The organism is Methyloceanibacter sp. (assembly GCF_050999895.1).
GTDB lineage: Bacteria > Pseudomonadota > Alphaproteobacteria > Rhizobiales > Methyloligellaceae > Methyloceanibacter.
Window position 1 is genome coordinate 1 of sequence record NZ_JBPCOU010000018.1, and the last position, 12,240, is coordinate 12,240.

Here is a 12,240-nt window from a genome sequence, read left to right on the forward strand (position 1 = left end):
TTGCCGTCCGCGAGTTCGACGATCGGCTGATAGAACGGCACGATCTTGCCCGAGGCGATGGCGCTTCTAATCTCCGTCTCGAGCTTCACCCGCTGTTGCAAGCGATCGTCCATGTCGCGGTCGAAAAGACGATAGGACCCGCGTCCTTCCGTCTTTGCCTTGGTTAAGCGCTTGCACCCCTGCGCGGCCCTTGCCACAAAGGCAGAATGAGCCCTATAAGGCTGATCTCAAGGAGCCGCCCGGCGGGGCATGCCGTGGCGGCTCGCATGCTTTCAGCACGTATCACTCTGGCCTGGCGCAAGCGGCGCCCCCTTAGGCCGCATCAAAAAAGGAAGCCAAATGCCCAAGCTCAAGACCAAGAGCGGTGCCAAGAAGCGCTTCAAAGTCACGGCCACGGGCAAGGTGAAATGCCAGGCGGCCGGCAAGCGTCACGGCATGATCAATCGTACCACGAAATTCATCCGCAACGCGCGGGGGACGATGGTCCTGACCGACGAAGACGCAAAGACCGTGAAGCGCAATTTTCTGCCCTATAGCCACTAGGCTACCGGCCGAGATTCAAGGAGCACTGCTATGTCCCGTGTGAAACGCGGCGTCACATCCCACGCCCGGCACCGCAAGGTGCTGAAACAGGCGAAGGGCTATTACGGCCGCCGCAAGAATACCATTCGCGTTGCCAAGCAGGCGGTCGAGAAGGCCGGTCAATACGCCTATCGCGGCCGCAAGGTGAAGAAGCGCACCTTCCGCGCGCTCTGGATCCAGCGCATCAATGCCGCCGCGCGAGCCAACGGCATGACCTATGGGCGCCTGATCGATGGTTTAAAAAAGGCCGGCATCGAGCTCGACCGCAAGGTGCTCGCCGATCTCGCCGTGCGTGAACCGCAGACCTTCCAGGGCCTGGTCGAGGCTGCGACCGCTGCCGCGCGGGCCTGACGCCCGCTAGAGGGCTTTTCAGGCCATAGGAGCCGGAGCCATGAGCGCGCCAGAGCTCGACAGCCTGCAAGGCGAGCTGCTGAACGCGATTGCGTCGGCGCCCGACCTCGCCAAGCTCGAGGACGTGCGCATCGCCGCGCTCGGCCGCAAAGGTCATGTCGCGGCGCTGATGGAGCAGCTCGGCGCGCTATCGGCCCATGAGCGCCGCAGCTTCGGGCAAGCCGTCAATACCCTCAAAGACGCGGTCAGCGCGGCGCTGGAGCAGAAGCGCCAGGAGCTGACCCAGATCGCGCTCAGCGTGCAGCTTGCCGCCGAGCAGGCCGACGTGACCTTGCCGGTGCGGCCCGGCCCGCTCGCCGAGGGAAGCATCCATCCCGTCAGCCAGGTGATGGACGAGATCACCGAGATCTTCGCCGATATGGGCTTCTCCATCGCCGAAGGCCCCGACATCGAGACCGACTTCAACAACTTCACCGCGCTCAACATCCCGCCCGAGCATCCCGCGCGGCAGGATCACGACACGTTCTATTTCGCGGAACGCCCGGACGGCACGCGTCCCGTACTGCGCACCCACACGAGCCCGGTGCAGATCCGCACCATGCTCGCCAATAAGCCGCCCTTGCGCGTCATCGCGCCGGGGCGCGTCTATCGCAGCGACTCCGACCAGACCCACACGCCGATGTTCCACCAGGTCGAGGGCCTCGTCATCGACGAGGAGACCCATCTCGGGCACTTGAAATGGGTACTGGAGGAATTCTGCAAAGCCTTCTTCGAAATCCAGGACGTGAAGATGCGGTTTCGCGCGAGCCACTTCCCCTTCACCGAGCCGTCGATGGAGGTGGATATCGGCTACTCCAAGCAGGGTGACGAGATCCGCATCGGCGAAGGCGACCAGTGGCTGGAGATTCTCGGCTGCGGCATGGTGCATCCGAACGTGCTTCGCAATGTCGAACTCGATCCCGAGCGCTATCAGGGCTTCGCCTTCGGCATGGGTATCGACCGCATCGCGATGTTGAAATACGGCATGCCTGATCTGCGCGCCTTCTTCGCGGGCGATCTGTGCTGGCTCAAGCATTACGGCTTCATGCCGCTTGCCGTGCCGACCCTCGCCGCCGGCCTGAGTTCCTGACGCCATGAAATTGACGCTCGCATGGCTGAATAAGCATCTCGACACAAAGGCAAGCGTCGGTGAGATCGCCGACACGCTCACCCGCATCGGGCTTGAGGTCGAGGAGGTGTTCGATCCGGCTGCCACGCTCGCGTCGTTCCGCGTGGCGCAAGTGGTCAGTTGCGAGAAGCACCCGAACGCCGACAAGCTGCAAGTCTGCGAGGTCGACACCGGCACCGAACGCTTGCAGGTCGTGTGCGGCGCGCCGAACGCGCGCGCCGGCCTCAAGGCCGTGTTCGCGCCGGTCGGCTCCTACGTGCCCGGCATCGAGATGACCCTAACCAAGGCGAAGATCAGGGGCGTGGAGTCGAGCGGAATGCTGCTCTCGGAGCGCGAGCTTGAGCTCTCCGACGAACATGGCGGCATTATCGAGCTCAACGAGGACGCCGAGATCGGCAGCTCCGCCGCGACGGCACTCGGCCTCGATGAGATCGTCATCAACATCGCCATCACGCCGAACCGCCCGGACTGTCTCGGCGTCCGCGGCGTGGCGCGCGATCTTGCCGCCGCCGGCATTGGCAAGATGAAGCCCGACACGATCGCGCCGGTGCCAGGGGGTTTCGCCAATCCTGTCGCAATCAAGCTGGAGTTCAGTACGGACAATGCAAGCGCCTGTCCCATCTTCGCCGGGCGTCTCGTGCGCAATGTCAAGAACGGGCCCAGCCCGGCCTGGCTGCAAGCGCGGCTGAAGGCGATCGGCCTTCGCCCCATCAACGCGCTGGTCGACATCACCAACACCATTTCCTACGACCGTGCGCGGCCGCTGCATGTCTATGACGCCGACAAGCTTTCAGGCGCGATAAGCGCGCGGCTCGGCAAGAAAGGCGAGAGCTTCATGGCACTCGACGGCAAGACGTATGAGGTCGGGACGGATGACTGCGTGATCGCCGACGATGAGCGCGTGCTCGGCCTCGGCGGCATCATCGGCGGTGAGGATACCGGCGTCACCGAATCCACCACCAACGTTTTCATCGAGTCGGCCTATTTCGATCCGAAGCGTATCGCGCGTACCGGGCGCAGGCTCGGGATTCAGTCCGATGCGCGCTACCGCTTCGAGCGCGGCGTCGATCCGGAGTTTGTCGTGCCAGGGCTCGAGCTCGCAACGGCGCTGATCCTCGATCTTTGCGGCGGCGAGGCGAGCAAGGACACGATTGCCGGCAAGCCGCCGAAGGCGAACGCGCCGTTCAAACTCGATCTCGGCCTTGTCAAGCGCTTGAGCGGGCTCGACCTGAAGGAGACCGAAATCAAGCAGCGTCTCGGCGCGCTCGGAATCGCGCTTGAGGGTGCGGGCCGAGCGCTCAAGGCCGCGCCGCCCTCCTGGCGCCCGGACATCTCCTGTCCCACGGATCTCGTCGAGGAGGTTGTGCGACTTGTCGGCGTCGACCACGTGCCCTCGACACCCATGCCGCGCAAGGATGGCGTGGTGCGCGCGGTGCTCACGGAGGCGCAGAAGCGGCAGAGGCTGGCGCGTCGTGTGCTCGCCGCGCGCGGCTTCGTCGAGGCGGTGCTGTGGTCCTTCATTCCCCCCGAAGAGGCTAGACTGTTCGGCGGCGGCCAGGATGCGGTGACGCTCGCCAACCCGATCTCGACGGAGATGGCCGTGATGCGGCCCTCTCTGCTGCCCGGCCTCCTAACGGCGGCGCAGCGCAATCGCGACCGGGGCTTCGCCGACGGCGCGCTATTCGAACTTGGTCAGGCCTATCGCGGGGCCGAGGCCGAGGACCAATATATCGCGGCGTCCGGCGTCCGCTTCGGGCTTTCGGCTCTCATTGGAGGCGGGCGTGACTGGGCGGGTCAGGCGCACGCCGCCGACGTGTACGGCGTCAAAGCGGATGCCGTCGCCGTGCTCACCCCGCTCGGCCTCGATCAGGCCAATGTCACGGTCGCGCGCGAGGCGCCGTCCTGGTTTCACCCCGGGCGCTCCGGCGTGCTCAAGCTTGGACCCAAAACAACACTCGGCGTGTTCGGCGAGTTGCATCCCGACATTCTCGCCGCGCTCGAGCTCGATGCGCCGCTCGCCGCGTTCGAGATCTTCCTCGACGCCATCCCCGCACCGAAGCGCAAGAGACTGACCAAGCCCGCGCTGAACGCGTCGGATTTGCAGGCGGTCCGGCGCGACTTCGCCTTCCTGCTCGATGCCAACGTGGGTGCGGGCGATGTGGTCCGCGCCACCGCAAGCGCAGATCGTACGCTCATCTCCGATGTCAGCGTGTTCGACGTGTTCACCGGCAAGGGCATCGCCGACGGCAAGAAGTCGCTCGCCATCGAGGTTGTGTTGCAGCCGCGCGATAAGACGCTGACCGAGCAGGAGATCGATGCGGTCGCCGCGAAGATCGTCGCCGCCGTGCAAAAGGCCACCGGCGGCACCTTGCGCGGCTAGTCTAGATCGGCACGACAGCCTTACAGGGTGGCTTTCTCCAACTCTCGTGCCGCGCGCGGCGCATCGTCGAAGCCGAGATTGTGGTCGCGCGCGAGAAGCACCATGGCGCGCTCGGCGAGTGCTGTGATGGTGAGCAGCGGATTGACGCCGATCGAGCGCGGGATCACGGCGCCGTCGCAGACATAAAGCCCGTGATGTACCCCCTCGCCGTCTGTGTCGGCAAAGACCTGGCCTTTGTGATTGACCACGCCGCGTGCCGCATCCTCGCCCATGCCGCAGCCGCCGAGCGGATGCGCCGTCACGGGCTTCGCGCCCGTCGCGGTCGCGGCGAGCGGGCTCTTGATGTAGCGGCCTCCCACGGCCGCCGCCGCCTTGCTCAAGGCCGCGTCGACGCGGTCATAGACGGGCTGCTCGCCGACGCCCGGCCAACTGATCTGCGCCGCGCCGTTGTCGAGGCTGATGCGCCCTTTCGCGTCGTCGTGGGAAACGACGAAGAAGGTATGCAGATGCGAGAGCGGGCCCTCATACACGCCTTTGATCAGGCTCTGCGCCGCGCCGAGGATTCTGCCGCCGGAGACAAAGAACACCGGCAGCAGCGGCGCGAGCGCGGAGGGCAGCACGCCTTCTTGGATGATCATGGAGCGGTCGAGATCGGCATGGTCGGGAAGCTCGATCTGCCCGGAGACGCATGCGCCGACCGTGTCGCCGGTGAATTTCGGTGGATAGCCGACGCCGATCGCGTTCACCCGCTCCTTGCCGCCGAGCGCAAAGGCGATGATGTCGCCGTTGGCGGAGAAGCGCTCGCCGACACGGTCGGACATCTTCAGCCCGCTCGCGCGCGAGCGGAGCAGGATTTCCGTGGAGCCGAGCGTGCCGGCGGCCAGGACCACGGACTTCGCATCGACATAGCTTGACGCCGTATCCTTGGCGTCGGACGGCGCGACATGAATGCGCCAATGCCCATCGATCTTTTCGATGTGGCTCACGGCAAGCTCGGTGAAGATCTCCGCGCCATGCGCATGCGCGTCGGGAAGATAAGTCAGCGCGACCGTATTCTTGGCGCCGACATTGCAGCCCGAGCAGCAATCGCCGCAAAGCGTGCAGCCCGGCTGCGCGATGCCTGCGGGGTTGGTGTTTGCGTCGAAGCTGACTACGACGGGGGCCGCGACCGGCGGCATCACGAAGCTCGCGCCGGCTTTTTCCAGCGACTGGAATTTCGTGAGGTTGGGCGCGCTCGCGTATCGGCTGGGGCGCAGCATCTCACCGGCGCGGCGATAGCCGAGTTCGAGCAGGCCGTCGGCGCGGAGCTGTTCCGGCCATGCCGGGTCGGCAAAGACCCGGTCGTCCGGCTTCAGCGCCACGCCGGCATTGATGAGGGAGCCGCCGCCAAGCCCGCAGCCGACAAGAACATGAATGTCCGTGCCGAGCCGGAAATCGAACAGTCCGGTGCGGGAGCCTGAGCGCATCTTGCCGCCGTTCAATTGAAGCTCGCGGCGAAGCTCCGGCAGGCGGCTTGGGAACTCTCCGGTCAGGAATTCCTTGCCGCGCTCGATGACGCAGACCCGCTGGCCGGCGCGGGAAAGACGCGAGGCCGCGACGCCGCCGCCATAGCCCGAGCCCACCACGACGACGTCGTAAGCGGGCCGCATGGCGCTCGCAGGGGAGGAAAGCCGCTGTTGCATCGGCCCTGCATACTAGAAATCGGCGCGGCAGCACAAACGGGCACGCGCGTTGGGTGGCATCAACTCGCATCACGGTCGCGCGAGAGGCCGTTTTCCGCGGCGTTTCCAATGCCTATTGTAGGGATACGGATTCGACCTTGGAGGGCCACCATGCTGGCACGTTGGATTATTGGCATTGGCACCTTTCTATTGCTGGGCGCCCTGCTGCTGGCCACCGGTCCGCAGCGCCAGGCGAACGCGGCGGAGATGAAGACCGCGATCTTCGCCGGCGGGTGCTTCTGGTGCGTGGAGGATGCCTTCGACGAGGTCGACGGGGTGACGGAGACCGTCTCGGGCTATGCCGGCGGCACCAAGCCCAATCCCACCTATGCCTCGCATGAGGGCTACAGAGAGGCGCTCAGGGTCCGCTACGACCCGGCCAAAGTGAGCTACGCCACGCTGCTCGATCATTACTGGCGCAATATCGATCCCTTCGATGCCGAAGGACAGTTCTGCGACAAGGGCAATGCCTATCGCAGCGTCGTCTATGTCGGCGACGAAGAGGAGAAGGGGTTGGCGGAGAAGACGCGGCAGGAGATCGCAGACCGCTTCAAGGAGAAGGTCGCGACCGAGATCGAGCCCGTGACGACGTTCACGGCGGCGGAGGGCTACCACCAGAATTATCACAACACGAATGCGATCGCGTACAAGTACTACAAATGGCGTTGCGGCCGCGCGCAGCGGCTCGCCGAGATCTGGGGCGCACCGCCTTCGTGACGTCCCACGCGATGTCTTTTTACAACCTCGTCAATTGGCATCACATCCGCGTGATCACGCCAAACTATGACGCGCCCGATCGGTTATGCCTTTGCGTCACTCATAGACGCGCAAGGCGCAGGGCATGGGGACCTCTCAAATACAAATTGTCTGTAAATCTCGACGCCGGCGGGTCCGACCGCCCGCCGCCCTGCCCTGATCTAAAGCGGATCCTGAACTTCCCCTTGGATCGAGATCGGTCGTCCAAGGAAGCCGACAAGGCTTGCGGAAGCGGTCGCGACTTTGCGGCACCCCCAGCAATGACCGATCAAAGGGAGTAAGCTTATGACAAAGTCGATCCTACTCGCAGCCGCCTTGGCCTTCACTCTCGTGGCCCCCGCATTTGCGGCGAGTGACATGATGGAATGCAACGACGCCTCGATGGCGAAGATGAAAACCGAAGTCATGGGCATGTCCGACGGCGAGAAGAAGACCATGGCCATGGATCACATGAAAATGGCCCAGGACAGCATGATGAAGAAAGACATGAAGGCTTGCACGATGCACATGCAAGAGACCATGAAGGCGATGAAGTAGTCGCAAAGCATGAACTCAAGGCCGGGCGTGCTGCCCGGTCTCCCTCCCTCAGGCGTGGGCCATGAGCACGCAACGCGACATCATTTACCGGCACGCAGGAACGGTCCGGCTCACGCATTGGATCAACGCGCTGGTGCTCCTGGTGTTGCTGATGAGCGGCCTCCAGATCTTCAACGCGCATCCCGCTCTCTATTTCGGCGCGAAGTCCGATTTCGACGATCCCTTGCTTTCGATGCAGGCCGTGCAGGAGGGGGACAAAATCGTCGGAACGACGACCGTTTTCGGCCGCACATTCGATACGACAGGCGTTCTCGGCGCCGGCAGCGCGGAGCGAGGCAGCGAAGACCGCGGCTTCCCGTGGTGGGCGACCCTACCGGGCCACCGCGATCTAGCGATGGGACGCCGCTGGCATTTCTTCTTCGCCTGGCTGTTCGTCATCAACGGGCTCGCCTACCTCTTCTACAGCTTCATCAGTGGTCATTTGCGGCGCGATCTCACGCCGACGAGGTCCGAGCTCAAGCATGTTCCGGCCTCGATCGCCGAGCATGCGCGCCTCAAATTTCCCAAGGGCGACGAGGCGAAGCGCTACAACGTGCTGCAAAAGCTCTCGTACCTCGTCGTGGTCCTCGTACTGTTGCCGTTGATGCTGCTCACCGGGCTCGGCATGTCGCCCGGCATGGACGCGGGCTACCCGTTACTGCTGGATATCTTCGGCGGGCGGCAATCGGCGCGCACCATTCATTTCCTCGCGGCAAGCGGCATCGTGATCTTCGTCGCGGTGCATATCTTCATGGTGCTCATCTCGGGCGTCTTCAACAATCTGCGCTCCATGATCACCGGGCGTTACGTCATCGAGCCCACGGAGACGAAGCCATGAGCGGCAAGATCGACCGCCGGGGCTTCTTGAAGCGCGGGCTCGCCATCACGAGCGCGGCATTGCTCGGCGGATGCGAAGGCCTGTCCGATCAGCCTTGGGTGAAGCGCATCCTCGATTCGACGGAGAACCTCACGCTGTTCAGCCAGCGCACGCTCGTGTCATCCTCCGCGCTCGCGCGGGAATATGCCGAAGACGAGATCTCGCCCAAGTTTCGCGCCAACGGTTCCACGAATCCCGACGATTCCGCCTATCAGGCGCATGTGGCAAACGGCTTCGCCGACTGGACGCTGACGCTTGGCGGCTTGGTCGAGCAGCCGCTCGCGCTGTCGCTCGCCGATCTTCGGAAGATGCCGTCACGCACGCAGGTCACGCGGCATGACTGCGTCGAGGGCTGGAGCTGTATCGGAAAATGGAAGGGCGTTCCGCTCAAGGCGCTGCTCGAGGAGGCACGCCTGAAGCCCGAGGCGCGCTATATCGTGTTCTATTGCGCCGACGATCTCGGCGAGACGGGAACCGAGGCCGGCAAGTATTACGAGTCCATCGGCATGGTCGATGCGGTACACCCGCAGACGATCCTCGCCTATGAGATGAACGGCGAGACTTTGCCCGTCGCGCATGGCGCACCCCTCAGGCTGCGGGTGGAGCGCCAGCTCGGATACAAGATGGCCAAATACGTGATGGCAATCGAAGCGGTGGCCGGGCTGGCGGACCTTCGCGGCGGGCGTGGCGGCTTCTGGGAAGACCGCGGCTATGAATGGTACGCGGGCATCTGACGTCCCAAAAAATAAGGGACCCGCGATCACGCGGGCCCCTTCTCTCATTCTCTCGCTCAGGCGTCATGCGCCTAGTGGTGACGCGCGTAGTAGCCCGGCCACCAAGCCTTGGAGCCCGCTTTGCATTTCTTCTTGTAGGCTTTTCTCGCCTTTCGATCGTCGGCGAACTGCGCCTTCGCCGCTTTCTTGCAACCGGTGCCCGCAAAGGCAGAGTCGGGCTGAACGACAGCGGTGTCCCGCGGCGGCTATCATCAAAAAGAGTTTTCTTAAGCATGCTCTTACTCCGTCACGTTACACCGATAGGTTACGCGCGCGGATGAATGCCCTTTTGCGCATGCCGTCAACCGCCGTGCAGACGGCTTTCGCCACTTCCGGCGAACGTCATTGCTTGTCAGTTGACCGGTGCGCCAACGCAAAGGGACCCGCGCATGGCGCGAGTCCCTTCAACAACAAGACCTGAAAAGGCCGAAGCTGCCCTTAGGCGGCGGCCTTCTTCTTGAACAGGCCGCCCTTGAACATGCCGCCCGTCTTCGTGGTCTCTTTGTGCATCTTGTACTGAGCCTTGCACATCTTCTTGAATTCGTGGCGAGCCTTCCAGCCCTGCGCATGCTCCTTGGCAGCCTTGGCGCAGCCGCTACGGGCTTCGGCGGGGGCGGCCTGCAGAGGAACGGTGGCGGCCATGAGGGCCAGAACTGAGGCGGCGACAAAGATCTTATTCAGCATGATGTACTCCGTCTTGGTTTTTGAGGATGCGTTTAACTGGGTAGCCCTAAATCCCAATGGCTGCGAGATTAGGGCGGCTTTTCCACCCTATTGCCGCAATTGGGCTCGGCGCGGTTTGCTTGACCCTGGGGCCTCCGCTCCCGTACCTAGCAATAATGAGTGAATCAGAGGCAAACAAACTCGCCCATATTCGTAATTTTTCCATCATCGCCCATATCGACCACGGAAAATCAACGCTTGCAGACCGGCTGATCCAGCTCTGCGGGGGGCTTACCGCGCGGGAAATGAAGGAGCAAGTGCTGGATTCCATGGATATCGAGCGCGAGCGGGGCATCACGATCAAGGCGCAGACCGTCCGGCTCGATTATCGCGCCAAAAACGGCGAGCTCTACGAGCTCAACCTGATTGACACGCCGGGCCATGTCGATTTTGCCTATGAGGTGAACCGCAGCCTCGCCGCCTGCGAAGGATCCCTGCTCGTGGTCGATGCAACCCAGGGCGTCGAGGCGCAGACCCTCGCAAATGTCTATCAGGCGCTCGAAAACAATCACGAGGTTGTGCCGGTCCTGAACAAGATCGACCTGCCGGCGGCGGAGACCGAGCGCGTGCGCCAGCAGATCGAGGACGTGATCGGGCTCGATGCCGCGGACGCCGTCGAAATCTCAGCGAAAACCGGCAAGGGCGTCGAGAACGTGCTCGAGGCGATCGTGCACCGCCTGCCCGCGCCGAAGGGCGACGCCAAGGCACCGCTGAAGGCGCTGCTCGTGGATAGCTGGTACGACGCCTATCTCGGCGTCGTCGTGCTCGTTCGTATCATCGACGGCAAGCTTGCCAAGGGACAGCGCATCCGCCTGATGCTGACCGGCGGCGCCTACCAAATCGACCGCGTCGGCATTTTCCGCCCTAAGCAGGAAATGCGCGACACCCTCGAGCCTGGAGAAATCGGCTTTTTCACCGCCTCGATCCGCCAGGTTGCCGATACGCGTGTCGGCGACACCATCACCGACGAGAAGAAGCCGGCAGCGTCCCCGCTCCCCGGCTTCAAGCCGTCGCAGCCGGTCGTGTTTTGCGGCCTCTTCCCGGTCGATGCGAGCGAGTTCGAGGATTTGCGCGAGGCGGTCGGCAAGCTCCGCCTTAACGATGCGAGCTTCAATTACGAGATGGAGACCTCCGCGGCGCTCGGCTTCGGCTTCCGCTGCGGCTTTCTCGGCCTCCTGCATCTGGAAATCATCCGCGAACGGCTGGAACGCGAGTTCAATATCGACCTCATCGCCACCGCGCCCTCGGTCGTCTATCGCATCTACCTCACCGATGCCACGATGAAGGAGCTGCACAACCCCGCCGATATGCCGGAGGCACAGCGCGTCGCCAAGATCGAGGAGCCGTGGATCGAGGCCACCATCCTCGTCCCCGACGAATATCTCGGCGCGGTGCTCAAGCTGTGCGAGGACCGGCGCGGGCGGCAGAAGAACCTCACCTATGCGGGCTCCCGCGCCATGCTGGTCTACGAGCTGCCGCTGAACGAGGTGGTGTTCGATTTCTACGACCGACTGAAGTCCGTCACGCGCGGTTATGCGTCCTTCGACTACCACATCATCGGCTACGAGGAGGGCGAGCTCGTCAAAATGGCGCTGCTGGTCAATGACGAGCCGGTGGACGCGCTTTCCATCATCGTGCATCGGGGCCGCGCCGAAACGCGCGGGCGCGCCATGGTCGAGAAGCTCAAGGATCTGATCCCGCGGCACATGTTCAAGATTCCGATCCAGGCCGCGATCGGTGGCAAGGTCATCGCGCGCGAGACGATCAGCGCGCTGCGCAAGGACGTCACGGCGAAATGCTATGGCGGCGACATCACCCGCAAACGCAAGCTGCTCGAGAAGCAAAAGGCGGGAAAAAAGAAGATGCGCTCCTTCGGCAAGGTCGACATCCCGCAACAGGCCTTCATCGCCGCCCTGAAGATGGACGCGGATTAGCTCCTATTCGGCTGCGGATTGCCGGCCTCGCCTTTGCCGGACCTTCTCATAGAGAAACTCCGGCGCCAGGTCGGCGTCGTTTGGCCAGAAAATCGTGGATCTCTCCGGGTAGAGCTGGAATTGCGCGAACAGGGCCTTGTCCTCAGCCCCTCGAACATCGGTACCCAGAAGCGGTTCGAGGTCGATTTCGCCTTCGACGCCATCGACGAAGCGAAACCGAATTCTGTAGACGCCCGAATATCTGGCCTCAGCGACTTTTGGTGTCAGATCTTTCATTCCAGTGGCGCGATCGGATTCAGTGGCTTATGCGCCTTCGCCAAGTTCCAGTCTGGAGTTTGGCGAACCCCGTTCCCGCAACAAGGGATGCCCTGAAGATGGACGCGGATTAAGGGCTTAGGC

The 12,240-nt window shown here is 63.3% G+C and carries 12 protein-coding genes; 9 read left to right on the forward strand and 3 right to left on the reverse strand.

Annotated elements, in window-relative coordinates; genetic code table 11:
• Positions 1-339: 339 nt before the first annotated feature.
• The 4 genes from rpmI to pheT are packed head-to-tail and all read left to right on the forward strand — an operon-like array spanning position 340 to position 4,481.
• Positions 340-543 carry a 50S ribosomal protein L35 gene (rpmI, locus tag ACR2J1_RS01480; protein WP_434017585.1) on the forward strand — a complete coding sequence of 68 codons (204 nt, stop codon included), beginning with the start codon at positions 340-342 and terminating at the stop codon, positions 541-543.
• A 30-nt stretch (positions 544-573) separates the two neighbouring features.
• Positions 574-933 (forward strand): 50S ribosomal protein L20, encoded by a 360-nt coding sequence (gene rplT / locus ACR2J1_RS01485; RefSeq protein ID WP_434017586.1) that lies wholly within the window; start codon positions 574-576, stop codon positions 931-933.
• A 40-nt stretch (positions 934-973) separates the two neighbouring features.
• The gene (gene pheS, locus ACR2J1_RS01490; RefSeq protein WP_434017587.1) at positions 974-2,062 is read left to right on the forward strand and encodes a phenylalanine--tRNA ligase subunit alpha; all 1,089 of its coding nucleotides are present in this window, start codon (positions 974-976) and stop codon (positions 2,060-2,062) included.
• Between the two features lie 4 nt (positions 2,063-2,066).
• Entirely contained in the window at positions 2,067-4,481 is a 2,415-nt protein-coding gene (gene pheT / locus ACR2J1_RS01495) for a phenylalanine--tRNA ligase subunit beta (RefSeq protein WP_434017588.1), read from the forward strand.
• Between the two features lie 20 nt (positions 4,482-4,501).
• On the opposite strand, the gene ACR2J1_RS01500 is transcribed toward pheT, so the two are convergent.
• On the reverse strand, positions 4,502-6,163 hold the full coding sequence (locus tag ACR2J1_RS01500; protein ID WP_434017589.1) for a GMC family oxidoreductase: 1,662 nt from the start codon (positions 6,161-6,163) through the stop codon (positions 4,502-4,504).
• A 150-nt stretch (positions 6,164-6,313) separates the two neighbouring features.
• Between ACR2J1_RS01500 and msrA the strand changes: the two genes are divergently transcribed.
• The 4 genes from msrA to ACR2J1_RS01520 all read left to right on the forward strand — a co-directional run bounded on the left by msrA (position 6,314) and on the right by ACR2J1_RS01520 (position 9,145).
• Positions 6,314-6,919: a peptide-methionine (S)-S-oxide reductase MsrA gene (gene msrA, locus ACR2J1_RS01505; protein ID WP_434017590.1), complete on the forward strand. Its 606-nt coding sequence runs from the start codon at positions 6,314-6,316 to the stop codon at positions 6,917-6,919.
• A 324-nt stretch (positions 6,920-7,243) separates the two neighbouring features.
• Positions 7,244-7,495, forward strand: coding sequence for a hypothetical protein (locus ACR2J1_RS01510; RefSeq protein ID WP_434017591.1), 252 nt, complete (start codon positions 7,244-7,246; stop codon positions 7,493-7,495).
• A gap of 61 nt (positions 7,496-7,556) precedes the next feature.
• Positions 7,557-8,372 carry a cytochrome b/b6 domain-containing protein gene (locus tag ACR2J1_RS01515; protein ID WP_434017592.1) on the forward strand — a complete coding sequence of 272 codons (816 nt, stop codon included), beginning with the start codon at positions 7,557-7,559 and terminating at the stop codon, positions 8,370-8,372.
• Positions 8,369-9,145, forward strand: a complete 777-nt coding sequence (locus tag ACR2J1_RS01520) for a molybdopterin-binding protein (protein WP_434017593.1) — start codon at positions 8,369-8,371, stop codon at positions 9,143-9,145. Before ACR2J1_RS01515 ends, ACR2J1_RS01520 begins: the two co-directional genes overlap by 4 nt.
• A gap of 477 nt (positions 9,146-9,622) precedes the next feature.
• On the opposite strand, the gene ACR2J1_RS01525 is transcribed toward ACR2J1_RS01520, so the two are convergent.
• Positions 9,623-9,868, reverse strand: coding sequence for a hypothetical protein (locus ACR2J1_RS01525; protein WP_434017594.1), 246 nt, complete (start codon positions 9,866-9,868; stop codon positions 9,623-9,625).
• 155 nt (positions 9,869-10,023) lie between these two features.
• On the opposite strand from ACR2J1_RS01525, the gene lepA reads away from it, so the two are divergent.
• Complete coding sequence (gene lepA, locus ACR2J1_RS01530; protein WP_434017595.1) at positions 10,024-11,841, forward strand: translation elongation factor 4; 1,818 nt, start codon at positions 10,024-10,026, stop codon at positions 11,839-11,841.
• Positions 11,842-11,844: 3 nt separating this feature from the next.
• On the opposite strand, the gene ACR2J1_RS01535 is transcribed toward lepA, so the two are convergent.
• A complete protein-coding gene (locus ACR2J1_RS01535; protein ID WP_434017596.1) occupies positions 11,845-12,117 on the reverse strand; it encodes a DUF2442 domain-containing protein in 273 nt (90 codons plus the stop codon).
• Positions 12,118-12,240 lie beyond the last annotated feature (123 nt).